The organism is Streptomyces sp. NRRL B-1347 (genome assembly GCF_000720325.1).
Lineage (GTDB): Bacteria > Actinomycetota > Actinomycetes > Streptomycetales > Streptomycetaceae > Streptomyces.
The window spans coordinates 87,287-111,172 of record NZ_JOJM01000001.1 but is presented as its reverse complement, the minus strand read 5'-3'; the positions used below and the strand labels follow the sequence as shown (position 1 = coordinate 111,172).

Sequence of the window (23,886 nt, the reverse complement as noted above, 5' to 3'; positions counted from 1 at the left end):
CCGCCAGGCCGCCATGGGGCCACAGAGGGGGCATACCTCACCGCCCCACGGCATACCCCTGCATCCCGCGGGGGTTCGCGGCCGCCGAGAGCACCCCGGTGCGCGGGTCCCGCGCCACCGCGCACAGCCGCCCCTCCGACCACGGCTCCGCCACGGTCACGTCGTGCCCGCGTACGCGCAGCTCCTCGATGACGGCCGGGTCCGTGCCGGACTCCACGGTGAGGCTGCCGGGCCGCATCCCGCGCGGGTAGAACGAGCCGGGGAAGGAGTCGTTGTGCCAGTTCGGGGCGTCGATGGCGCCCTGGAGGTCGAGGCCGCCGCGCACGGCGGGGCGGAGCGCGACGGACAGGAAGAAGTGCACCTGCCACTGGTCCTGCTGGTCGCCGCCGGGCGTGCCGAAGGCCATGACCGGCACGCCGTCCTTGAGCGCGAGGGACGGCGTCAGGGTGGTGCGGGGGCGGCGGCCCGGGGCCAGCGAGTTGGGCAGGCCCTCCTCCAGCCAGGCCATCTGCAGCCGGGTGCCGAGCGGGAAGCCGAGCTCGGGCACGACGGGGTTGGCCTGGAGCCAGCCGCCGGAGGGCGTGGCCGCGACCATGTTGCCCCAGCGGTCGACGACGTCCAGGTGGCAGGTGTCGCCCCGGGTGGCGCCGTTCCGGGCGACGGTCGGCTCCCCCGCGCCTGCGGCGGCGCCGGTGCCCGCCAGGATGCCCTGCGGGTCGTACGCGGACGCGCCGGAGGCGACCGCCCGCGCGCGGGCGGACAGTTCCGCCTTCCGCCCGCCCGGCGTCCCGGGCCGCAGCTCGTGGGAGGCCTCGGCCCCGATCAGGGACCGCCGCTCGGCGTTGTAGGGGGCGGAGAGCAGCTCGTCGAGGGGGACGTCGGCGGCGTCGCCGTACCAGGCCTCGCGGTCCGCCATGGCGAGCTTGCAGCCCTCGACGAGCAGGTGCACGTAGTCGGCCGAGCCGTACGCGGGCAGTTCGTCGGGCAGCAGGGCGAGTTGCTGGAGGAAGGCCGGGCCCTGGCTCCAGGGTCCGGCCTTGCACAGCGTCCAGCCCCGCCAGTCGTACGTCACGGGGTCCTCGTACGTCGCCGACCAGGCGGCGAGGTCAGCGGCCGTGAGGGTGCCCGCGTGCCGCTCGCCGCTGGTGTCCAGGGTGGGGCGCGCGGCCTGGCGCACCAGGGCCTCGGCGATGAAGCCGGACCGCCACACCTCGCGGGCCGCCTCGATCTGCGCGACGCGGTCGGTGCCGCCCGCCGCCTCGGCCTCGGCGACGAGGCGCCGCCAGGTGGCGGCGAGGCAGGGGTTGCGGAACAGCTCCCCCGGGGTGGGCGCGATACCGCCCGGCAGGTACACCTCCGCCGACGACGCCCACTCCGTCTCGAACAGCTCCCGTACGGCCTCCACGGTCTGCCCGACCCGCTCCACCGGCGGATGCCCGTCCTCCGCGTACCCGATGGCGTGGGCGAGGACCTCTCCGATGCGCTTCGTCCCGTGGTCCCGCAGCAGCAGCATCCACGCGTCGAACGCGCCGGGCACGGCGGCGGCCAGCGGCCCGGTGCCGGGCACCAGGTCCAGGCCGAGCCCGTCCCGGTAGTGCGCGACGGTCGCCCCGGCGGGCGCGACGCCTTGCCCGCACAGCACCCGCACGGGCCCGCCCGCGGGCGCCAGGATGATCGGCACCTCCCCCGCGGGCCCGTTCAGATGCGGCTCGACGACATGCAGCACGAACCCCGCGGCGACAGCGGCGTCATAGGCGTTCCCCCCGTCCTCCAGAACAGCCATCGCGGACTGCGAGGCGAGCCAGTGCGTGGAGGACACCATGCCGAAAGTGCCCTGAAGAGTAGGACGCGACGTGAACATGCCCGGCAGGCTAACGCCGGGGTCGCCTCTCGCCACAGGGGTGCTGGGTTAGCGTAGAGGGACTTTCCGGGCGGGTTCCGGACAGCAGCGGACAACAGGAGGATCGCGGTGCACGGCGAGTACAAGGTCCCTGGCGGCAAGCTCGTCGTGGTGGACCTGGACGTCGAGGACGGTCGGCTGCGGTGGGTGCGGGTGGCTGGGGACTTCTTTCTTGAGCCCGATGAGGCGATCCTCGCCATCGACGCGGCGTTGGAGGGTGCTCCCGCCGACACGGACGCCGTCGGGCTCGCCGCGCGCGTGGAGGCGGCGTTGCCCGCGGGGACCGTCATGTACGGGCTGACGGCGGAGGGGGTCGCGATCGCCGTGCGGCGGGCCCTCGCGCACGCCACGGACTGGACGGACTACGACTGGCAGCTCGTCCACGAGGGCCCGCAACAGCCCGCGCTGCACATGGCGCTCGACCAGGTCATCACCGAGGAGGTCGCGGCCGGGCGCAGGCCGCCGACGCTGCGCGTGTGGGAGTGGGGCGCCCCTTCGGTGATCATCGGCAGCTTCCAGTCGCTGCGCAACGAGGTGGACCCCGAGGGCGCGGCCCGGCACGGCATCGAGGTGGTGCGGCGGATCTCCGGCGGCGGCGCGATGTTCGTGGAGCCGGGCAACACCATCACGTACTCGCTGTCCGTGCCGGACGCCCTCGTGCAGGGCCTGTCGTTCCAGGACAGCTACGCCTACCTCGACGACTGGGTGCTCGGCGCGCTCGGCGACATGGGCGTCAAGGCCTGGTACCAGCCGCTGAACGACATCGCCACGGACGCCGGGAAGATCGCGGGCGCCGCGCAGAAGCGGATGGTCGGCCCCGACGGCGGCCCGGGCGCGGTCCTGCACCACGTGACCATGGCCTACGACATCGACGCCGACAAGATGCTCGAAGTCCTGCGCATCGGCCGCGAGAAGCTCTCCGACAAGGGCACGAAGAGCGCCAAGAAGCGCGTGGACCCGCTGCGCCGCCAGACCGGCCTTCCGCGCGAGGCCGTCATCGAGCGGATGGTCGACTCCTTCCGCGGGCGGTACGGCCTGACGGCGGGCAAGGTCGGCGAAGGGGAGCTGGCCCGCGCCCAGGAGCTCGCGCGGACGAAGTTCAGCTCGCCGGAGTGGACGGCGCGGGTGCCGTAGGCCGCGAAGTCGGAGGTCCTGTGGGCCGCGCCGCGCCTGGCTCGGTCGTCGGGGCCTTACGCCACGCCGTCGCGCCGATGCGGCCCGTGCTGCCGAGGTCGATCCCGCCGTCGGGGGCGACGGTCCGCGCGGGCCTGCCGGGGGCGGGCAGCACCTGGAGCCGGGTGCCGTTGACGGGGTCCTCGGTGGTGTTGGCGTAGGTGTTGCGCCAGACCACGCCCGCGGTCGCCGACTCGCCGTGGCGGAGCGTCACCGGGTGCGGCCCGGGGTCCCGCACGCCGGTCGTGATGGGCTCCGCGCCCCGGAGGCTGTGGACGTCGAAGGGGGTGCCGTCCTCGTCGAGCACCTGGAGCGTCGGGTAACCGTCGACGCGGTACGTGCCGGTGCCGCAGTGGGTGAGCCACAGCGTCATCGCCCGCAGGCCCATCGCGCTGTCGACGGGGCCCGGTTCGAGCAGGGTGCCGGTCCGCCCCGCGCAGTCCCGGGACGGCTGCGGCGGCCCGGACGGCTCCGCTCCGTACTGCGGGAAGGTGTCGGGGTCCAGCGTCTCGGGGGTGACCAGGGGCGACGGCACTCCTGCCCCGGCGCCGCTTCCCTCGCCCCGCCCGTCCCCGGCGTGCCGGTCCTGACCGTCCTGCCCGCAGCCGGCGACGAGCAGGGCGACGGCGGCACCGAGCACGGCGACGGCCCGCCCCGAGGGTATGCGGCTCATGCCCGCATCATGCCAGGCCTCGCAACTCCCGTTCCCGCGCAGGCCACATCAGCGCCAGGTACACCGCGAAGGCCGCCCCGAGCCCCACGGCCCACCCGTAGTCGGCCAGCGGCTCCAGGAAGGGGATCAGGCCGTCCTCGGGGAACGGCCCCTTGCCCGGGTCGGAGTGCGAGCCGCCCACCGCGAGGAGCCCGCCCGTCGCGAAGGCCGCCACGGCCCGCCAGTTCCAGCCGCGCGCGTACCAGTAGCGGCCCTCGGGCCGGTACAGCTCGGCGAGTGCGAGCCGGGTGCGGCGGATCACCCAGTAGTCGGCGATGAGGACTCCGGCGACCGTGCCGAGGAGCCCGCCGACCACGCCGAGCCAGACGAAGATGTACAACTCCGGTGTCTCGATGAGCTTCCACGGGAAGATGAGCACGCCGACGACCCCGGTGACGAGTGCGCCCGTACGGAAGGTGATGAGCTTGGGCGCGAGGTTCGCGAGGTCGTACGCGGGCGAGACGACGTTCGCCGCGATGTTCACGGAGACCGTCGCGACCAGGACCGTGACCAGGGCGAAGAGCAGCCCGAAGACGTTGTCCGCCTTGGCGGCGAGGTCCACCGGCTCCCAGATCGGCTCTCCGTAGACCGCCTCCGAGCCGGAGGTGACCAGGACGGACAGCAGCGCGAAGGCCGTCATCGTGGTGGGCAGGCCGAGGGTCTGGCCCCACACCTGGGCCCGCTGTCCCTTCCCGAAGCGCGTGAAGTCCGGGATGTTCAGGGAGAGCGTCGACCAGAAGCCGATCATGCCCATGAGGGCGGGGAAGAACACCGGCCAGAAGTCGGCGCCCCAGCCCAGCTTCGACGGCCGGTCCAGGAGCGGCCCGAGCCCGCCCGCCTTGTCGGAGATCCACACGAGGAGCACCACCGCGCCGACGAGCACGAACGGCGCCGCCCAGTTCTCGAAGCGGCGCAGCGTCTCCATGCCCCGGTGGATGATGGCGAGTTGCAGCGCCCAGAACGCCAGGAAGCACAGCCACAGCGGCCAGGGATGGCCGCCGATGTGCGAGGCGTCGCTCCAGCCGCCGTCGAAGACCCGGTCGAGCAGCACGAAGACGCCCTGGCCGCCGATCCACGTCTGGATGCCGAACCAGCCGCAGGCCACCGCCGCCCGCACCAGGGCGGGCAGATTGGCGCCGCGCAGCCCGAAGGAGGCGCGGGCGAGCACCGGGAAGGGGATGCCGTACTTGGGCCCGGCGTGCCCGGTGAGCAGCATCGGGAGCAGCACGATCACGTTGGCGAGCGCGATCGTGAACACGGCCTGCTTCCAGTCCATGCCGAACGCCACCAGGCCGGAGGCGAGCGTCCAGGAGGGGATGTTGTGGGCCATGCCCACCCACAGGGCCGCGAAGTTGTAGGTGGACCAGTGGCGTTCGGCGAGCGGGACGGGTCTGAGGTCGTCGTTGGCGAAGCGGCTGTCGTGCGGATAGGCGCCGGGCGACAGCTCGACGCGGCCGTCGGCGGCGGTGGTCTGGGACGGGGATTCGGCGGGCGGCGGCCCCGCGGGCACGGTGTCGGTCACGGGCGGGCCCTTCGCTGGAGGACGGCGGGAACCAGGGGGGCCGTACGGGGGCCGACCGGCGCGGTGGGGCGGGCGGGGCCGGGGGTCAGGTCAGCGCCGGGATGACCTCCGCGCCATAGGCGTCGATGACGTCCTCGCGGGCGTCGTGCATGGCGTACAGGGCGAACTGGTCGACGCCGAGGTCCTTGAGGGCGCGCAGCTTCTCGATGTGCGCGGCGGCGGGTCCGACCAGGCAGAAGCGGTCGACGATCTCGTCGGGCACGAAGCCGGTGTCGGGGTTCCCGGCCCGTCCGTGGTGGGCGTAGTCGTAGCCCTCGCGCTCCTTGATGTACGCGGTGAGGGCCTCGGGGACCATCGAGGAGTGCTCGCCGTACTTGGCCACGAGGTCGGCGACGTGGTTGCCGACCATGCCGCCGAACCAGCGGCACTGCTCGCGCGCGTGCGCCAGGTCGGCGCTGACGTACGCGGGCGCGGCCACGCAGATCTTCACGGCGGAGGGGTCGCGTCCGGCGGCCGCGGCCGCGTCCCGCACGGCCTTGACCATCCACTCGGTGAGGTAGGGGTCGGCGAGCTGGAGGATGAAGCCGTCGGCCTTCTGCCCGGTGAGCGCGAGCGCCTTCGGGCCGTACGCGGCCATCCACATGGGGAGCTTGCCGTTCTTGATCCACGGGATGCGCAGGGTCTGGCCGCCGACGTCGGCCTCGCGGCCCTCGGCGAGGTCGCGGATGACCTCGATGGCCTCGCCGAGCCGGGCCAGCGTGTTGGGCTTGCGGCCCGCGACGCGCATCGCGGAGTCGCCGCGGCCGATGCCGCACACGGTGCGGTTGCCGAACATGGCGTTGAGCGTGGCGAAGGTGGAGGCGGTGACCTCCGGGGTGCGGGTGCCCGGATTGGTGACCATCGGGCCGACGATCAGCTCCTGGGTGTGCTCCAGGATCTGGCTGTAGACCACGAAGGGTTCCTGCCACAGGACGGCCGAGTCGAAGGTCCAGCCGTAGCGGAAGCCGTTCTGTTCGGCGCGCCGCATCAGGCCGACGACCTCGGACGCGGGCGGGTCGGTCTGCAGGACGAGTCCGAAATCCACGGGGGTGCCTCCTAGTTCAGGTACTGGCAGGTGGCGCGGGGCGTGTAGACGCCGTGCCCGGCGCGGCCGGTGAACGCGCGCTGGTCGATGACCGGTTCGCCGCGCGAGAGGACGGTCTCGACGCGGCCGGTGATCCGCTTGCCCTCGTACGCCGAGTAGTCGACGTTCATGTGGTGGGTCTCGGCGGAGAGCACCTGCGTGGCGGCCGGGTCGTAGACGACGACGTCGGCGTCCGCGCCGGGCGCGATGGTGCCCTTCTTCGGGTAGAGGCCGAACATGCGCGCGGGCGCGGCGCAGGCGATCTCGATCCAGCGGCGGCGGCTGATGTGCCCGTCGACGACGGCCTGGTGGAGCAGGTCCATGCGGTTCTCGACGCCCGGCAGGCCGTTCGGGATCTTCGAGAAGTCGCCGCGGCCCAGCTCCTTCTGGCCGGTGAAGCAGAACGGGCAGTGGTCGGTGGAGACCACCTGGAGGTCGTTGGTCCTGAGGCCGCGCCAGAGCGCGGCCTGGTGCTCGCGCGGCCGCAGGGGCGTCGAGCAGACGTACTTGGCGCCTTCGAAGCCGGGCTCGGCGAGGTTGTCGGTGGACAGGAACAGGTACTGCGGGCAGGTCTCGCCGAAGACGGGCAGGCCCTTGTCGCGGGCGGCCGTGAGCTCGGCGACGGCTTCCTCGGCGGAGACGTGCACGACGTACAGGGGGGCGCCCGCGACCCGGGCGAGCTGGATCGCGCGGTGCGTCGCCTCGGCCTCCAGGAGGGCCTTCCTGACCTCGCCGTGGTAGCGGGGGTCGGTCTCGCCGCGCTGGAGGGCCTGCTCGACGAGGACGTCGATGGCGATGCCGTTCTCGGCGTGCATCATGATCAGGCCGCCGTTGGCCGCGGAGCGCTGCATGGCGCGCAGGATCTGTCCGTCGTCGCTGTAGAAGACGCCCGGGTAGGCCATGAACAGCTTGAAGGAGGTGATGCCCTCCTCCACGAGCAGGTCCATCTCCTTCAGGGTCCGCTCGTTGACGTCGGAGAGGATCATGTGGAAGGCGTAGTCGATCGCGCACTTGCCGTCGGCCTTCGCGTACCAGGCGTCCAGGCCCGAGCGCAGGGAGCGGCCCATGGTCTGCACGGCGAAGTCCACGACGGTGGTGGTGCCGCCCCAGGCGGCGGCGCGGGTGCCGGTCTCGAAGGAGTCCGAGGCGAAGGTGCCGCCGAAGGGGAGTTCCATGTGCGTGTGGGCGTCCACGCCGCCCGGGATGACGTACTTCTCGCTCGCGTCGATGACGCGGTCCGCGGTCCAGGCCGCCGCGGCCTCGGTGCCGCGGGCGGCGAGCGCGGCGATCCGGCCGTCCTCGATGAGCACGTCGGCGTGGACTTCCTCGGCGGCGGTGACGACGAGTCCGCCGTGGATCAGGGTGCGGGTACTCATGGTGGTGCGCTCCCTTTCGTACGGGGGTGACGGGCGGCCGTGGTGCGCGCCGGCGGCGGGCGCGCCCGCGAACTAGAGCTCGTTGAGGGCCCGTTCGAGGATCGCCGCGCCCTCTTCCGCCTCGGCGACCGTGAGGGTCAGCGGGGGCGCGATCCGCAGCACGCTGGTGCTGTGGCCGCCGCCCTTGCCGATGAGGAGGCCGCCCTCGCGGGCCGCTTCGAGGACGGCGGCGGCCGCTTCGGGGTGGGCTTCGTCGGTGCCCGGCCTGACCAGCTCGATGCCGATCATCAGGCCGCGGCCGCGCACCTCGCGGACGGCGGACAGCTGGGCGCAGATCGCCCGCAGGCGCTCGATGAGCAGGCCGCCGACGCGGCGCGCGTTGCCCTGGAGGTCGTGTTCCAGCAGGTGGGTGAGGTTGGCGAGGCCCGCGGCCATCGTCACGGGGGAGCCGCCGAAGGTGGAGATGGAGTTGGCGTCCAGGCAGTTCATGACCTCGGCGCGGCCGACGACGCCGCCGATCGACATGCCGTTGCCGATGCCCTTGGCGAAGGTGAGCAGGTCCGGCGGGCCCGACTGGGCGTGCGCCTGCCAGCCCCAGAAGTGGTCGCCGGTGCGGCCCCAGCCGGTCTGCACCTCGTCGGCGATCCACAGGGCGCCGTGCTCCTTCAGGACCTCGCGGAAGGCCGCGTACAGGCCGTCGGGCGGCGAGGTGAAGCCGCCGACGCCCTGGATCGGCTCGGCGATCAGCGCGGCGACGCCGCGGGTCTGGCCGAGCATGTCCTTGAGGTCCGCGACGCACGCCTCGGTGAACTCGGCGTCGCTCAGGGCCGCGTAGGGGCCGCGGGTGCGCACGCCGCCGTGGACGTAGAGCGTCTGGAGCGGGGACAGGCTGGTGGGCGACCAGGAGCGGTTGCCGGTGATGCCGACGGCCGAGAACGAGCGGCCGTGGTAGCTGTTGCGCATCGCCAGGATCTGGTTCGAGCCGCGGTGGGCGGTGGCGAGCAGCAGCGCCGCGTCGTTCGCCTCCGTGCCGGACGTCGTGAAGAACACGCGCGCGTCGGGGATGCCGGACAGCGCGGCGACGCGCTCGGCGAGCTCCACCATCGGGCGGTTCAGATACAGCGTCGAGCTGTGGATGATGCGGCCCGCCTGCTCGGCGACGGCCTTGGTGACCTCGGGCAGCGCGTGCGCCGTCATGGTGGTGAGGATGCCGCCGAAGAAGTCGAGGTAGCGCCGCCCCTGGGCGTCCCAGACGTGGCGGCCCTCGCCGTGGGTGAGCTCGATCGGCTCGCCGTAGTAGAGCGCGAGCCAGTCCGGCAGGACGGCCCTGTGCCGGGTGTGCAGGTCCTTCACGGCTTGACCAGCCCTTCGTACGCGTCCGGGCGGCGGTCCCGGTAGAACGCCCACTGTTCGCGCACCTCGTCGATCAGGTCGAAGTCCAGGTCGCGCACGACGAGTTCCTCCGCCTTGTCGCTCGCCGTCTCGCCGACGAACTGCCCGCGCGGGTCCACGAAGTAACTCGTGCCGTAGAAGTCGTTGTCGCCGTACTCCTCCTGGCCGACGCGGTTGATCGCGGCGACGAAGTACTCGTTGGCGACCGCGGCGGCGGGCTGCTCCAGCTGCCACAGGTAGCCGGACAGGCCGCGGGAGGTGGCCGACGGGTTGTAGACCAGCTGGGCGCCGTTCAGGCCCAACTGCCGCCAGCCCTCGGGGAAGTGCCGGTCGTAGCAGATGTAGACGCCGATCCGGCCGACGGCGGTGTCGAAGACCGGCCAGCCCAGGTTGCCCGGACGGAAGTAGAACTTCTCCCAGAATCCCTTGACTTGGGGGATGTGGTGCTTGCGGTACTTGCCGAGGTAGCTGCCGTCGGCGTCGATCACGGCCGCGGTGTTGTAGTAGAAGCCGGACTGCTCGACCTCGAAGACGGGCACGACGATCACCATGCCGGTCTCGCGGGCCAGGTCCTGCATCCGGCGCGTCGTCGGCCCGTCCGGCACCGGCTCCGCCCAGCGGTAGTGCTCCTTCTCCTGGACCTGGCAGAAGTACGGGGCGTTGAAGACCTCTTGGAAGCCGATCACCTTGGCGCCCTGCCCGGCGGCCTCGCGGGCGTGCTCCTCGTGCTTGGCGATCATGGATTCGGTGTCGCCGGTCCAGGTCGCCTGGACGAGTGCGGCGCGTACGACGTTGACCATGAGCTGTGCTCCTTCGACAGGACGTCAGAGAGCTTCTACGCCCGTAGACTTGGTGCGTAGACAGACGAACGTAAGCCCCATCGACGGCCTTGCCAAGACCATCGCCGTAACGCGGCAGAGTCGATCATGTTTCAGGGGGCACCGATCACCCGAGCGGGTGCGGCGGGGGCGGCTCCGCACGTCGGGCGGCCGGTGCGGTCAGGTGGTGAAGCCCGCGACGCGCAGCGCGTGCACGAGGTCCCACTGGTGCTCGTCCGAGACGCCCTTGGCCATCTCCAGGAGCAGCGGGATGAGCCGCTGCGGGTCGGTGTGCGCGCAGGCCGCGACGTCCTCGGCGGTGCGCACGCGCACGTACGCGTCGAGCAGCGCGCGGGCCTCGCGCTCGCGCCCCGCGTCCAGGAGCGCGAGCAGGGACTCGGCTATCTCCGGGGCGGGCCTGGCCACGCCCTGGCGCAGGAGCTTGCGGCAGTCGTCGGCGCGGCCCGCGCCCGCGAGCGCGTCGGCGACGGCCACGAGGCGGTCCGGCGGCAGCGACGCGGCCTCCCACAGCAGGGTCGCCCAGTCGGCGGCGAGGCCCGCGTGGTGCAGTTCGTCGGCGAACAGCGGCAGCCGCCCGGCGGGCCACCCGGCCGCCTCGACGAGCACGCCGTGCGCCTCGCCGCTGCGGCCCTCGCCGCGCAGCCGGATGAGGGCCCTGACGGCGTCGACGGTGGCGCGCTCGTCGTCGGCGGCGTCCGGGGCCGCGGGCGGCGCCGGGTGGGTGCGCGGGGGCGCGTCGACGGCCTGGACGTAGCGGGCGCCGCGCGGGGTGCCGGGGGCGGCGTCCGCGGCCGGCGCGGCGACGGGCTCGGCCACGTCGTCGCCCGCGCCGTCGAGGCCCGCGAACCGGGCGCCGCGCGGGCGGCGCCGGCCCCCGAGCCGGGAGCGGCCCGGCTGGGCGGGGACCCGCGGCACCGCGTCCTGACCGGGCTCCGGCTCGGCGTCCCGCCGGGGCGGATCGGGGTCCTCGGGGCTCTGGGGGTGGCCGTAGGCGGTGTCGTGGCCGTCCGTGCCGTAGGCGGCGGCGCGGCCGTCACGGTCGTACCCGTCCGCGCGGCCGTCCCGCTCATACCCGTCCGCGCGGCCGTCCCGGTCGTACGCTTCCGTACGGCCTTCCCGGTCGTACGTGAACACGCGGCCGTCGTCGTACGCGTCCGGCCGGACGTCCTCGGCGGGCAACCGCGCGGCCTCCTCCGGGAAGTGGGCCGGGGATCCGGGCGCCTCTGCCGGGAAGTCGCCGCCGTCCGACGGAGCGCCGCCGAAGTCCACCCAGCGCGGGGCCCGGGCCCGGTCGAGCCGTTCCATGCGGCGGCGCAGTTCGCCGCAGCGCGCCGCGGCGCGCTCGTGGTCGTCGCGCACCCAGGCCAGGTCGAGATGGATGCGGTCCACTTCGTCGGGGGTCGCGGCGAGGGCGAGGGAACGGGCCAGCTCCTGCTCCCGTTCGACGGCGAACCGCTGCTCCTGGAGCATCATGTCGAGCCGGTCGCTGAGGAGTTCGCGGCCGCCGGGCCGGTCGTCGTGCGCCGCGACGGACGCGGCGTGCAGCGCCCGCGCCCGGCCGGTCTCCGCCTGCGCGACACCCACGCCGACATCGGCCGCGAGATCGTGGAGCAGCGCCTGCACCACGTCCCAGGGCGGCACCTCGGCGCCGTCGAGGCAGGCCCTCATGCCGTCGGGATCGCGGGACCAGAACACGCCGCACCACCCGGCACTCTGATCGAGGCGTGCCAGGAGCTCGTTCAAGTACCGCGCGAACTCCGTTACCTGTTCCGGGAGTTGTCCCACTGCCATCGTCGGGCACCGTCCCCTGGGAGACTAGGGTCTGCCGGTCCGGAAGATAACACCAGACGCGTTTCGGAACGGCTACACGTGGTTTTCCGGAGCCTTCGTTAATTACTTGGACGTGCGCCGGGAAGCGTGGCTAGTCTGCGCACATGTCCAGTCCCGAAGCCAGCAGACGCTAGCCACCGGCGCGCTCCGGTGGCCTCGCTCCGATCCGGGCCGATCCGGCTGATCCAGGCCGATGCGGTCCGGTCCGGCTGATCCGGTCCGATCCCAGCTGATCCGATCCGGTCCAGCCGATTCGGCCTGCCGCCGCGTCGCAGCCCCCTCGGGGCTCCGCGGCGGTTTCGCCAGGGGACCATCACCGCGCCGCAGTCACGGACATTTCCCTTTCCCCAGCCACTCCGTGGGCCCTCGCGCCCGCGGAGCGGCTGACGTGACTCTGGAGTCTCGCTGTGCCTCTGGTCCTCTACCTGCTCGGACTCGCCGTGTTCGCCCAAGGCACGTCCGAGTTCATGCTGTCCGGCCTGGTCTCGGACATCGCCGCCGACATGGACGTGTCGCTGTCCGCCGCGGGCGCGCTGACCTCGGCATTCGCCGTGGGAATGGTCGCCGGGGCGCCCCTGATGGCGGTCCTGAGCCTGCGCTGGTCGCGCCGCCGGGCGCTCCTCGCCTTCCTGGTGGCCTTCCTGCTCGCGCACGTGGTGGGCGCGCTCACCACCAGCTACGGCGTGCTGCTCGCGACCCGCGTCGTCGGAGCGCTCGCCAACGCCGGCTTCCTCGCGGTGGCGCTCGCGACCGCGACGGGCCTGGTCGCCCCGGACGCCAAGGGCCGGGCGACGTCGGTGCTGCTCGGCGGCACCACGCTCGCGTGCGTCGCGGGCGTGCCGGGCGGTGCGCTGCTCGGCCAGCTGTGGGGGTGGCGCGCCGCGTTCTGGGCGGTGGCCCTCGTGTCGCTGCCCGCGGTCGTCGCGATCGCGCGGTCCGTACCGGCGGACGCCCCCGGCTCCGCGCCGACCGGCGCCCGCTCGGAACTGGGCGCCCTGTGCTCCCCGCGCCTGGTGGTGACGCTGCTGCTCGGCGCGCTCGTGAACGGCGCCACGTTCTGCGCCTTCACCTATCTGGAACCGCTCGCCACCCACGTCACCGGGGTCGGGGACGCCTGGCTGCCCGGGCTTCTCGCGCTTTTCGGGCTCGGCTCGTTCGCCGGGGTCACGCTCAGCGGGCGCCTCGCCGACAGCCGTCCGGTGCCGCTGCTCGTGGCCGGTTCGCTCGCGCTGCTCGCGGGCTGGACCGCCTTCGCCCTGACCGCTCAGCACACCGCGGCGACCGTGGCGTTCGCCTTCGTCCAGGGCACGCTGTCGTTCGCGGTGGGCGCCACGCTCATCGCCCGCGCGCTGTACGCGGCGACGGCGGCCCCCACCCTGGGCGGCGCCTTCGCCACGGCGGCGTTCAACGTCGGCGCCGCGGTCGGTCCGTGGGCCGGGGGCCGGGCGATCGACGCGGGGCTCGGCTACCGCTCGCCGCTGTGGGCCAGCGCCCTGCTGGTGGCGCTCGCGCTCATGACGGCGGGCGGCGCGGCACTCGCGGTCCGCCGCTCCGCACGCCTTCGCCCGACACGCGTCGGCCCGGTGGACCAGGCGGACCCGGTGGACCAGGCGGATCCAGTGCACCGGGCGGATCCAGCGGGCCAGGCGGATCCAGTGGACCAGGCGGGCCTCACACCGGGACCAGGACACACGTCCGTGCCACCTCGTCCATAGACAGCTCAAGGGTCACCGCGAGCGCCGCGACCGTGAAGAACGCGGGCGTCGGCGCCCGGCCCGTCTCGATCTTGCGGAGCGTCTCCGCCGAGATTCCGGCGCTCGCGGCGACCTCCACCATGCTCCGCTCGCCACGCGCCTCCCGCAGCAGACGGCCGAGCCGCTCGCCGCGCTCGCGCTCTTCAGGGGTCAGAGGGGTGCGCACCATGGCGCCAGTCTACGCGAACCCCATTCAAATACCGGTATAGTAATTGGCATGGTGGAACTCAAGACAGACACATCGATCGACGCGATGCGGGAGGCGGGGCGCGTGGTCGCCCGGGCCCTGGCCGCGGTGCGGGCCGCGGCGACCGTCGGCGTCAGCCTGCGCGACCTGGACGAAGTGGCGCACCAGGTGCTCAAGGACGCGGGTGCCACATCGCCGTTCCTGCACTATCACCCGTCGTTCGCCCCGGTCCCCTTCCCGGCCACGCTGTGCGCTTCGGTGAACGACGCGATCGTGCACGGCATCCCGGACGACTACCGCCTGCGCGACGGCGACCTGCTCTCCGCCGACTTCGGCGCGCACCTCGGCGGCTGGGCGGGCGACTCCGCGATCAGCTTCATCGTGGGCACGCCCCGCCCCGAGGACGTCCACCTGATCGAGACCGCCGAGCGCGCCCTCCACGCGGGCATCGAGGCGGCGGTGGTGGGCAACAGGATCGGGGACATCGCCCACGCCATCGGCACCGTCTGCCGCGACGCGGGGTACGGCATCCCGGACGGCTTCGGCGGCCACGGCATCGGCCGCCAGATGCACGAGGACCCCGCCGTGCCGAACGAGGGGCGACCGGGCCGCGGCATGCCCCTGCGGCACGGCATGGTCCTCGCCATCGAGCCGATGCTGATCGCCGGCGGCAAGGACGGCTTCCACGCCGCTCCGGACGGCTGGACGCTGCGCACGGACGACGGCAGCCGCGCGGCGCACGCCGAGCACACGGTCGCCATCACGGACGCGGGCCCGCGCGTCCTGACCGCCCTGTGACCGGCCGTACGAGCCCCTGAGGCCCGCCCGAGGGGCTCGTCCGGGCGGCGACGGCCGCACGCGCACCGGGGCCCGTGCCGCTCGGGCGAGCGGCACGGGCCCCGGTCTGTGCCCACGGCGGGCGCGCGGGCCTTACGGCCTGGGGCGCACCACCATCGCGGAGCCGCCGCCCCGGCGCTCCGGCTCCGCCGCGGCGAGCCACTTGCCGCCGGGCAGCCGCTGGACGCCGGTCGCCGCCCCGATCTCGGGGTTCTGCTTGAAGGAGTGGCCGAGCGCCTCCAGGTCGCGGCGCAGCGGGCTGTCCCACAGGCCGGGCTCCAGCTCGGTCTGCGCGGCGTTGCGCTGGCTCGCGCGCGGCGCCGCGATCGCGTCGACCAGTTCCAGGTCCCGGTCGAGGAAGCCGGTCAGGGTCTGCAGGACCGTCGTCACGATGGTCGCGCCGCCGGGCGAGCCGAGCGCGACGACCGGCTCGCGGTCCTCGTCGAGCACGATGGTCGGCGCGATCGACGAGCGCGGCCGCTTGCCGGGACCCGGCAGGTTCGGGTCGTGCACGCCGGGCCTGGCGGGCGCGAAGGAGAAGTCGGTCAGCTCGTTGTTCAGCAGGAAGCCGCGGCCCGGCACCGTGATGCCGCTGCCGCCGGTGGACTCGATGGTGAGGGTGTAGGCGACGACGTTGCCCCACTTGTCGGCCGCCGTCAGATGCGTGGTGTTCTCGCCCTCGTACGGCGTCGGGGCCGCCTTGCCCGCGCTGGCGCAGGACTCGGGGTGGCGCGGGTCGCCGGGCGCGACGGGGCTCTTGAGCACCGCGTCGTCCTTGATCAGGCAGGCGCGCGCGTTCGCGAACCGCTGCGAGAGCAGCTGCTTGGTGGGCACGTCCTCGAACGCGGGGTCGCCGACCCAGCGCCCCCGGTCGGCGAACGCCACCCGGCTCGCCTCGATGAAGCGGTGCAGATAGCGCGCCTTGCCGACGCGCGAGAGGTCACCGCGCTCCAGGATGTTGAGCGCCTCGCCGACGGTCGTGCCGCCGGACGACGACGGGGCCATCGAGTAGACCCCGAGGCCGCGGTACGTGGTCTTCGACGGCGCCTGCTCCTTCACCTCGTAGGCCCGCAGGTCCTTCATCGACAGGTCGCCGGGACGCGCGTTGCGGTCCGAGTCCGGGTCCACCGGCGGCTTGTTGACCGTCTGGACGAAGTCCTTGCCGATGTCGCCCCGGTACAGCGCGTCGATCCCCTTGCGCCGCAGTTCGGCGTAGGTGCGCGCGAGGTCGGGGTTCTTGAACGTGGAGCCGACGACCGGCAGCTTCCCGCCCGGCAGGAACAGCTCCGCCGTGTCCGGGAAGTCCTTGAAGCGCTCCTGGTTGGCCTCGGTCTGCGAGCGGAACGTCCGGTCGACCGTGAAGCCCTCGCGGGCAAGGCGCTCGGCGGGCCGCAGGAGCGTGCCGAGCCCTTCGCTGCCCCAGTTGTCGAGCGCCGTCCGCCAGGTGGCGGGCGTCCCCGGCGTGCCCACGCCGAGGCCGCTGGTCTGGGCGTCCGCGAACGCCAGGGGCTTGCCGTCCTCCAGGAAGAGGCCGGAGTCCGCGGTGCGCGGCGCCGTCTCGCGCCCGTCGAGGGTGTGCACCTTCCGGGTCTTCGCGTCGTAGTACACGAAGTACCCGCCGCCGCCCACGCCCGCCGAGTACGGCTCGGTGACGCCGAGCGCGGCGGCCGTGGCGACCGCCGCGTCCACGGCGTTGCCGCCCTTCTTCAGGACCTCGATGCCCGCGGCGGACGCGTCCGCGTCGACGCTCGCGACGGCCCCGCCGTATCCGATGGCCTCGGGCACCTTCGGCGGAGTCCGGGACGCACCGGCCGTACTGGCCGAATCCGGTCTTGTGCCCGCTTGGGCACGGGTGGCCGCTTCGGCCGTCGTGCCCGGTTCCGCTGTGCGCGAAGGCGAAGGGGGCGCGGCCGCACCGACCGTCACCAATACCCCACCGACCGCCAATAGCGTCAGATTACGTACCACTTCACGCCGCATGAGCACCTCCAGTCAACGACCTTCCGCGCAGCGTAACTTCGCGCCCCTTCGCGGGCCACGGCGCCTGCCGAGGTGGCCGCGAATGGCCGCTAGCATGCGCGCCCATGACTGAAGACGTGCGCCTTCTCGTCCTCGGCCCCGGCGCGGCCGTCGTCAGCGCCGCCCTGGCCCTGTACGTCCGCGGCTGCCTGTCGCGGCGCCGGCTGCGGCGCAAGCGGGCGTTCTTCGGGCTGCCCGAGCACTCCGATTCGCTGTTCGTCGTGAACCACGAGGCGGGCGGCCCGGAGCTGACCGTGACCCGGCACGACGTGCTCTCACTGCTCGAACTCGCGGCCCTCGTCAAGGAGTGCGGCGCGCACACCCAGATCGTCGCCCACGACGCCGCTCAGCAGGGCTTCGGCGAGCGCACCGAGTTCTGCCTCGGCAATCCCGCGTTCCACCGCCGGATGGCCGCGCACATGCACTCACTGCTGCCCGGCGTGCGCGTGAACGCCGACCCGGAGCCGGGCCCGGACCGCGGCGCCTTCCAGATCGGCGCCGAGCGCTACCGGATGGAGGCGGGCACGGCGGAGTACGTGCTGCTCGCGCGGCTCACCGCCGGGCAGGACGCGCGGCCCGTGTTCCTCTTCTGCGGCCAGCGCGCCATCACCAACCAGGCGGCCACCCGCTATCTGGCCCGCCACCACGAGCGGCTCGCCCGCAAGCAGGGCGGCTCGTTCGTGCTGCTCCTGAAGGTCGTGAACTCGCAGGCGTACGGTCCGGACGTGGTCGAGCTGGTCGGGGACGTGACCCGCGCCGCCCAGGAGCCGCTCCCCGCACCGTCCGCACGCAACTCCCATCGCGCCAAGTGAGCAAACGTTCACGGAACGCAAGACCCCTATAACGCTTCCATGACGCAGTCCGGATTTTCCGGACAACAGGCAACCACGAGGAACCCTCCGCCCTCTCACTCCGGGCAGGCATGAACATCCGCACGGAGGTACGTTTCCTTGAGGTCCCGCAGGTCCCTGAGCTCCAGCCGCCGCTCCATACGCCCCCGGTACGCGGCCGTCGCGGGCGCCGCGGCCCTGGCGGCCGCCCTGACCGCCTGCTCCGGCGGCGGCTCGGGCGACGACGCCGAGGCCGAGAAGCCGAAGATCTCGGTGAACCTCACCGGCAAGCAGGCCAAGGCAGGCGTCCCGGTCACTGTGAAGCTGGCCACGGGGGACGCCAAGCTGAAGGACGTCACGGTCGCCGACGCCGAGGGCACCAAGCTGCCGGGCAAGGTCTCCGCCGACGGCCGCGCCTGGACCTCGGCACGCGTGGCCGCGCCCGGCACCCGCTACACCGTGAACGCCACCACACAGGAGGGCGGCAAGACCGGCAAGGCGTTCACCACCGCCGCGCCCGAGAAGGTCAACAAGGTCACCATCACCCCGGGCCGGAACATCAAGACCGTCGGCGTGGCCCAGCCCCTCTCGATCGTCTTCGACCACCCCGTCAAGAACAAGGCGGAGGTCGAGAAGCACCTCAAAGTGAAGACGTCCGACGACACCGTCGGCTCCTGGGGCTGGATCAAGAACTACGACGGCAAGGACCGCGTCGACTGGCGCCCCAAGGACTACTGGAAGTCGGGCACCGAGGTGTCCCTCGACGCCCAGCTCAACGGGGTGGACTCCGGCACCGACGGCGGCTGGTTCGTGCGCGACTACGACACCGCGATGACCGTCGGCAAGAACCAGGTCGTCAAGGTCAATCTTGACAACAAGACCGCGACATTGACGCGCGACGGCAAGACGGTCAAGTCCGTACCGATGTCCGCGGGCACGCCCGGTGGCGAGAAGGCATCCTGGGGCGGCACGTCGGTCCTGATGGCCAAGGAGGGCACGATCAACATGCGCTCCGAGACCGTCGGCCTCGGCAACAGCTACAACAAGATGGTCGACTACTCGATGCGTCTGACCTGGTCGGGCATGTACGCCCACGCGGCCCCCTGGAACGCGGCGTACTTCGGCAACACCAACCACAGCTCCGGCTGCGTCGGCATGAGCACTGGCAACGCCGCGTGGCTGTACGGCCAGGTCCAGATCGGCGACCCGTTCGAGGTCTCGGGCAACGGCTCCAAGGGCACGCCGGACCCCGGCAACGGCTTCGGCGCGTGGAACGTGTCGTGGGCGGACTGGCAGGCCAAGAGCGCGCTGAAGCAGACCTCTTGAGCTGACGACCGCGTCAACAATCGTTACCGGGGCGTAACTTACCGACGGGTTACCACCGGTAAACAACCGCGGTTACCGTGCGGTCACTTTGCACTTTCAACAAGTGAGGAGTGACCCGTGCGAGACCCCCACCCGTCCCTGCGGTCGCTGACCGCAGGGGCCGTCTCCACCGTCCTGGTCGCCGGTGCCGCCTTCGGCCTCGCCCCCGCCGCGCAGGCCGCGCCCCCGTCCGGGGCCGCCGCGCCGGGCGTCCGCTTCGTCGACATCCCCGGGGACGGCGGCACGGTCCTCAAGGCCAACGTCGTCACGCCCGCGGGCGCGTCGGCGGACCGCCCGTACCCCGTCGTCGTGCTGCCCACCAGCTGGGCCATGCCGCAGATCGAATACATCGCGCAGGCCAAGAAGCTCGCCGACGCCGGCTACGTGGTGGTGAGCTACAACTCGCGCGGCTTCTGGCAGTCCGGCGGCGAGATCGAGGTCGGCGGTCCCGAGGACGTCGCGGACGCCTCCCGCGTCATCGACTGGACGCTGGCGAACACCCCCGCCGACCCGGACAAGGTCGGCATGGCGGGCGTCAGCTACGGGGCGGGCATCAGCCTGCTGGCCGCCGGGCACGACAAGCGGGTCAAGGCGGTCGCGGCGCTCAGCGGCTGGAGCGACCTCGTCGAGTCCATCTACAGCGGCCGCACCCAGCACGTCCAGGCGGCCGCCCTGCTCGGTGGCGCGGGCTACCTCACCGGCCGCCCCAGCGCCGAGCTGAAGGGGATCCTGAAGGACTTCCTCGGCTCGAACCTCGACCAGGAGGACGAGATGATCGCGTGGGGCGCCGAGCGCTCCCCCGAGACGTACGTGGACCGCATCAACGGCAACGGCGCCGCCGTCATGCTCGGCAACGCCTGGGGCGACACCATCTTCCCGCCCAACGAGTACGCCGCGTTCTACGAGAAGCTCAAGGGCCCCAAGCGCCTGGAGTTCCGCCCCGGCGACCACGCGACGGCCGAGGCGACGGGCCTCTTCGGCCTGCCCAACGACACCTGGAAGAGCACCCAGCGGTGGTTCGACCGCTATCTGAAGGGTGAGAAGAACGGCGTCGACCAGGAGCAGCCCGTCCAGCTGAAGTCGCGCTCCACGGGCGGTTACGAGGGCTACCCCGACTGGAAGTCGGTCGGGGCCACCCAGCGCAAGCTGGACCTCGCGGGCACCACCACCATCCGCACGGGCGTCGACTCGGGCGCCAACGGCGGCACCGTGCTGCTCTCCAACGCCCTCGACCAGTTCCTGAAGCTGCCGCCGATGGCGTCGCTGCCGCTGCTGCCGCGCCGGTACGCGGCCGTCTGGCAGTCGGAGCGGTCCGAGCGGCCCCAGCGCGTGCGCGGCACCGCGAAGCTGCACACCACGCTCACCAGCACCAAGGAGAGCGGCACCCTCGTCGCGTACCTCTACGACGTGGGCCCGCTCGGCCTCGGCAAGCTGGTCAGCAACGCGCCGTACACCTTCCACGGCAAGACCCCCGGCAAGCCGTTCGGCGTCGACCTGGAGCTGTTCTCCACGGCCTACGACGTCCCGGCGGGGCACCGGCTCGCCCTGGTGGTCGACACGGTCGACCCGCTCTACATCGAGCACAACCCGACCGGCGCGCAGCTGACCTTCTCCTCGCCCGGGACCGACCCGTCGTACGTGTCGATCCCCCTGCGCGAGCAGTGATCTCCGGCTGCTGCCGGGCGGGCCTGGCCCTCCAGCTACTGCTCCCCCCCTAGGGGGCGGGGGCCCTGGGGGGACCCCCTCCCGGCAGCAGCGTCCCTGGTTCAGCCGGGGCGACGTCCACGGCCTCTGTCTTGGGACTGCGCCGCTGGCGCTTGGACACCCAGTAGGCGAACCACGACAGCAGCATGCACATCCCGATGTAGATCGGTGAGATCACCATGACCACGGGGATGAAAGGCAAATCGTAGTCGAGGTTCGACGCGATCAGTTTCCCGGCGTGCAGGAACTCCTCATAGGTGATCAGATAGCCGAGCGAGGTGTCCTTCAGGGCCACGACCAACTGGCTGATGATGGCGGGCAGCATGGCCCGCACGGCCTGTGGCACCAGGACGTACGACATGACCTGAGTCTTTCTCATCCCCAGCGCGTAGGCGGCCTCCCTCTGTCCGCGCTCGACGGAGTTGACGCCGGAGCGGAACACCTCGGCGAGCACGGAGCCGTTGTAGAGCGTGAGCCCGGCGACGAGCGCCGGAAGCGGCTGGACCTTCAGCGCCACGAAGACGAAGAAGATCATCACGAGTACGGGCATGGCCCGGAAGAACTCCACGACCAGCGTGGCCAGCCAGCGCACCACGCGGTGCTCGGAGAGGCGCCCGGTGGCGAGGAGCGCGCCGAGCGCAAGGGAGAGCACGGCGGCGATGGCGAAGGCCTTGAGCGTGTTGCCGAGGCCCCGCAGGAGCAGCTCCTGGATGCCCTTGTACTCGAACGGCGCCCACTTGGTGCGCGTGAACTGGTCGGTGTCGAACAGCAGGTACAGGATCCAGGCGACGAGCCCCACGATGACGGCGGTCGACAGGACGCCGTACAGCAGGTGTCTCCTGCGGGTCTTGGGGCCCGGGATGTCGTAGAGGGCGGTGGCTTCGGCGGCGGTGGTGGTCATCGGGCGACTCCCCAGCGCTTTTCGAGGATGTTGAAGACGGCGCTGATGGCGAGGGTGATGATCAGGTAGCCAAGGGCGATCCAGAGGAAGGTCCAGACGATGTTGTAGCCGAGCTCGCTGAGCGTCTTGTAGGTGCCGAGGAGTTCGGTGACGCTGAAGGCGCCGGCGATCGCCGAGTTCTTGGCGAGCGCGATGAGCGTGGAGCCCACGGGCGGGATCACGGAGCGGAAGGCCTGCGGCAGCACCACCACGGACAGGGTCTGACCGAACGTCATGCCGAGACTGCGGGCCGCCTCGCCCTGCCCTCTCGGCACGGTGTTGATGCCGGAGCGCAGCGCCTCGCAGATGAAGGCGGAGGTGTAGCAGCCGAGCGCGAGAACGGCGAACACCTTGAAGGGCAGCACGAGTCCGAAGCGCGGCAGGCCGAGCAGGACGGCGAAGAACAGCAGCGTCAGCGGGGTGTTGCGCAGGACCGCCACCCACACCGCGCCGAACACCCGGAAGGACCCGACGGGCGCCACCCGGAAGGAGGCCATGACGAAGCCGAGCACGAGCGCCAGGACGGAGGCGTACACGGTGAGTTCGACGGTGCCGAGGAAGCCCTCGCCGTAGGTGGAGAAGTTGTCCGTCAGTACGTCCACGACGCCTCCTCAGCTCGCCGGGTAGCGGTCGATGGCGGGCGGCTTCGGCGCGGGCACCCCGGACAGGCCGAGGGTCGCGTCGTAGGCCTTCTTCCAGTCGCCGTCGCGTTCGCGGGCGGCGAGGGCGTCGTCGATGGCGAACCTCAGCGTGTTGTCGCCCCGGGGGACGCCGATGCCGTAGGGCTCCTCGGAGAAGGGCTTGCCGACCACCTTCAGCTCGTCGGGCACCTTCGCCGCGTAGCCGATGAGGATCGCGTCGTCGGTGGTGACCGCGTCGACCTGGTACGTCAGCAGGTTGTCGACGCACACCGAGTACGTGTCGTACGCGACGAGCGTGGCCTTGGGGTAGTCCTTCTGGATGCGCTGGTACGGGGTGGAGCCCGCGGCCGAGCACACGCGCTTGCCGTCGAGGTCCTTCGGGCCCTTGATGTCCTCCTCGTCGTGGCGCACGAGCAGGCCCTGGCCCGCCATGTAATAGGGGCCGCCGAAGCCGACGAGCTTCTTGCGGTTGTCGTTGATGGTGTAGGTGCCTACGTAGTAGTCGATCTGCCCGTTCTGCAGGGCGGTCTCGCGGTTGGCGGACGCGATGGTCTTGAAGGAGATGCGCTTCGGGTCGAGGCCGAGCGAGGCCGAGACCATCTTGGCGATCTCGATGTCGAAGCCGGAGTAGCGGCCGGTCGCGGGGTCCTTCTCGCCGAGGTAGGGCTGGTCCTCCTTGGCGCCGACGACGAAGCGGCCGCGGTTCTTGGCCTTGCGCCAGGTGCCGGACCCGGGCAGCTCGAAGCCCTGGGCGACCCGGTAGACGGGCAGCTTTCCGGCGGCGGGGCCCTTGGTCGGCGGGCTGCCCTCCTTGCCGCAGGCGGCGGTGGCGAGCGCGGTGAGCGACAGGGCCGCGAGCAGCCCGAGCAGACGTGTCGTACGCATGGGACTCATCCCCCCGTCAGTGCTTGAGGATCTTGGAGAGGAAGTCCTTGGCGCGCTCGCTCTCCGGGTGGGTGAAGAAGTCCTCGGGGGCCCGGTCCTCGACGATCCGGCCGTCCGCCATGAACACGACGCGGTTGGCGGCCGAGCGCGCGAAGCCCATCTCGTGGGTGACGACGACCATCGTCATGCCGTCGCGGGCGAGCGACTGCATGACTTCCAGGACCTCGTTGATCATCTCCGGGTCGAGGGCCGACGTCGGCTCATCGAAGAGCATGACCTTGGGGTCCATGGCGAGCGCGCGGGCGATGGCCACGCGCTGCTGCTGCCCGCCGGAGAGCTGCGCGGGGTACTTCTGCGCGTGCGCGGCGAGCCCGACCCGCTCCAGGAGCTCGTGCGAGCGCTGGTCCGCCTCGTCCCGCTTGCGGCCCCTGACCTTCACCTGGGCCAGGGAGACGTTCTGCAGCACGGTCTTGTGCGCGAAGAGGTTGAACGACTGGAACACCATGCCGACTTCGGCGCGGAGCCGCGCCAGGGCCTTGCCCTCCTCGGGCAGTGGCTGCCCGTCGAGGCGGATGGTGCCCGACTGGATGGTCTCGAGCCGGTTGATCGTCCGGCAGAGCGTTGACTTGCCCGACCCTGACGGGCCGATGACCACGACCACCTCCCCCTTGCCGACGGTGAGGTCGATGTCCTGCAGGACATGCAACTCGCCGTAGTACTTGTTCACGTCACGCAGCTCGATCAACGGATCGACGGCCATGCCCAGACCTGCCCACTCTCAGCTGTGTCGGTCCGCGCAAACTATCCACGGCAAAACTGGACTTATGGGACGACACGCACTTACGGGCATTAACCGT

19 protein-coding genes and 1 pseudogene are annotated in these 23,886 nt (G+C 72.1%); 6 read left to right on the top strand and 14 right to left on the bottom strand.

The genetic code is table 11. From position 1 onward, the window contains the following. Positions 1-37: 37 nt before the first annotated feature. Positions 38-1,861 carry a gamma-glutamyltransferase family protein gene (locus IG74_RS0100535; protein WP_030667617.1) on the bottom strand — a complete coding sequence of 608 codons (1,824 nt, stop codon included), beginning with the start codon at positions 1,859-1,861 and terminating at the stop codon, positions 38-40. Positions 1,862-1,969: 108 nt separating this feature from the next. Here IG74_RS0100535 and IG74_RS0100525 point away from each other — a divergent pair, with 108 nt between their 5' ends. Continuing rightward, positions 1,970-3,034, top strand: coding sequence for a lipoate--protein ligase family protein (locus IG74_RS0100525; RefSeq protein WP_030667614.1), 1,065 nt, complete (start codon positions 1,970-1,972; stop codon positions 3,032-3,034). On the opposite strand, the gene IG74_RS0100520 is transcribed toward IG74_RS0100525, so the two are convergent. The 7 genes from IG74_RS0100520 to IG74_RS0100490 all read right to left on the bottom strand — a co-directional run bounded on the left by IG74_RS0100520 (position 3,000) and on the right by IG74_RS0100490 (position 11,828). Continuing rightward, positions 3,000-3,746 carry a DUF4232 domain-containing protein gene (locus tag IG74_RS0100520; RefSeq protein ID WP_051854411.1) on the bottom strand — a complete coding sequence of 249 codons (747 nt, stop codon included), beginning with the start codon at positions 3,744-3,746 and terminating at the stop codon, positions 3,000-3,002. The genes IG74_RS0100525 and IG74_RS0100520 overlap by 35 nt on opposite strands. A gap of 7 nt (positions 3,747-3,753) precedes the next feature. Continuing rightward, complete coding sequence (locus IG74_RS0100515; protein WP_030667610.1) at positions 3,754-5,307, bottom strand: NCS1 family nucleobase:cation symporter-1; 1,554 nt, start codon at positions 5,305-5,307, stop codon at positions 3,754-3,756. Between the two features lie 85 nt (positions 5,308-5,392). Beyond that, on the bottom strand, positions 5,393-6,391 hold the full coding sequence (locus IG74_RS0100510) for a TIGR03842 family LLM class F420-dependent oxidoreductase (protein ID WP_030667608.1): 999 nt from the start codon (positions 6,389-6,391) through the stop codon (positions 5,393-5,395). Positions 6,392-6,402: 11 nt separating this feature from the next. Continuing rightward, positions 6,403-7,806: a dihydropyrimidinase gene (gene hydA, locus IG74_RS0100505; protein WP_030667606.1), complete on the bottom strand. Its 1,404-nt coding sequence runs from the start codon at positions 7,804-7,806 to the stop codon at positions 6,403-6,405. Positions 7,807-7,878: 72 nt separating this feature from the next. Continuing rightward, on the bottom strand, positions 7,879-9,159 hold the full coding sequence (locus IG74_RS0100500; protein ID WP_030667605.1) for an aspartate aminotransferase family protein: 1,281 nt from the start codon (positions 9,157-9,159) through the stop codon (positions 7,879-7,881). Next, entirely contained in the window at positions 9,156-9,998 is an 843-nt protein-coding gene (locus IG74_RS0100495; protein ID WP_030667603.1) for a nitrilase-related carbon-nitrogen hydrolase, read from the bottom strand. The genes IG74_RS0100500 and IG74_RS0100495 overlap by 4 nt, the downstream gene beginning before the upstream one ends. 198 nt (positions 9,999-10,196) lie before the next feature. After that, positions 10,197-11,828, bottom strand: a complete 1,632-nt coding sequence (locus IG74_RS0100490) for a hypothetical protein (RefSeq protein WP_030667602.1) — start codon at positions 11,826-11,828, stop codon at positions 10,197-10,199. A 446-nt stretch (positions 11,829-12,274) separates the two neighbouring features. On the opposite strand from IG74_RS0100490, the pseudogene IG74_RS0100485 reads away from it, so the two are divergent. Beyond that, a pseudogene (locus IG74_RS0100485) lies at positions 12,275-13,441 on the top strand (Cmx/CmrA family chloramphenicol efflux MFS transporter); the annotation flags it as partial. 97 nt (positions 13,442-13,538) lie between these two features. On the opposite strand, the gene IG74_RS0100480 reads toward IG74_RS0100485, so the two are convergent. Continuing rightward, complete coding sequence (locus tag IG74_RS0100480; protein ID WP_030667597.1) at positions 13,539-13,790, bottom strand: helix-turn-helix domain-containing protein; 252 nt, start codon at positions 13,788-13,790, stop codon at positions 13,539-13,541. A gap of 48 nt (positions 13,791-13,838) precedes the next feature. On the opposite strand from IG74_RS0100480, the gene map reads away from it, so the two are divergent. Beyond that, positions 13,839-14,606: a type I methionyl aminopeptidase gene (gene map, locus IG74_RS0100475; protein ID WP_030667595.1), complete on the top strand. Its 768-nt coding sequence runs from the start codon at positions 13,839-13,841 to the stop codon at positions 14,604-14,606. Positions 14,607-14,738: 132 nt separating this feature from the next. Here map and ggt read toward each other — a convergent pair whose 3' ends face one another. Next, positions 14,739-16,625: a gamma-glutamyltransferase gene (gene ggt, locus IG74_RS0100470; RefSeq protein ID WP_030667593.1), complete on the bottom strand. Its 1,887-nt coding sequence runs from the start codon at positions 16,623-16,625 to the stop codon at positions 14,739-14,741. A 104-nt stretch (positions 16,626-16,729) separates the two neighbouring features. On the opposite strand from ggt, the gene IG74_RS0100465 reads away from it, so the two are divergent. From IG74_RS0100465 to IG74_RS0100455, 3 genes are all read left to right on the top strand, one after another. Next, positions 16,730-17,476 carry a hypothetical protein gene (locus IG74_RS0100465; protein WP_030667591.1) on the top strand — a complete coding sequence of 249 codons (747 nt, stop codon included), beginning with the start codon at positions 16,730-16,732 and terminating at the stop codon, positions 17,474-17,476. 138 nt (positions 17,477-17,614) lie between these two features. Next, positions 17,615-18,820: a L,D-transpeptidase family protein gene (locus IG74_RS0100460; RefSeq protein ID WP_078868470.1), complete on the top strand. Its 1,206-nt coding sequence runs from the start codon at positions 17,615-17,617 to the stop codon at positions 18,818-18,820. A 117-nt stretch (positions 18,821-18,937) separates the two neighbouring features. Further along, complete coding sequence (locus IG74_RS0100455) at positions 18,938-20,524, top strand: CocE/NonD family hydrolase (protein WP_030667585.1); 1,587 nt, start codon at positions 18,938-18,940, stop codon at positions 20,522-20,524. 49 nt (positions 20,525-20,573) lie between these two features. Here IG74_RS0100455 and IG74_RS0100450 read toward each other — a convergent pair whose 3' ends face one another. Genes IG74_RS0100450 through IG74_RS0100435 form a run of 4 tightly spaced genes read right to left on the bottom strand, consistent with a single transcriptional unit; the run spans position 20,574 to position 23,789 of the window. Continuing rightward, positions 20,574-21,464, bottom strand: a complete 891-nt coding sequence (locus IG74_RS0100450) for an amino acid ABC transporter permease (RefSeq protein WP_030667582.1) — start codon at positions 21,462-21,464, stop codon at positions 20,574-20,576. Next, entirely contained in the window at positions 21,461-22,105 is a 645-nt protein-coding gene (locus IG74_RS0100445) for an amino acid ABC transporter permease (protein WP_030667579.1), read from the bottom strand. The genes IG74_RS0100450 and IG74_RS0100445 overlap by 4 nt, the downstream gene beginning before the upstream one ends. A gap of 9 nt (positions 22,106-22,114) precedes the next feature. After that, on the bottom strand, positions 22,115-23,029 hold the full coding sequence (locus IG74_RS0100440; protein ID WP_030667576.1) for a glutamate ABC transporter substrate-binding protein: 915 nt from the start codon (positions 23,027-23,029) through the stop codon (positions 22,115-22,117). 16 nt (positions 23,030-23,045) lie between these two features. Then, positions 23,046-23,789: an amino acid ABC transporter ATP-binding protein gene (locus IG74_RS0100435; RefSeq protein WP_030667574.1), complete on the bottom strand. Its 744-nt coding sequence runs from the start codon at positions 23,787-23,789 to the stop codon at positions 23,046-23,048. Positions 23,790-23,886: the final 97 nt, after the last annotated feature.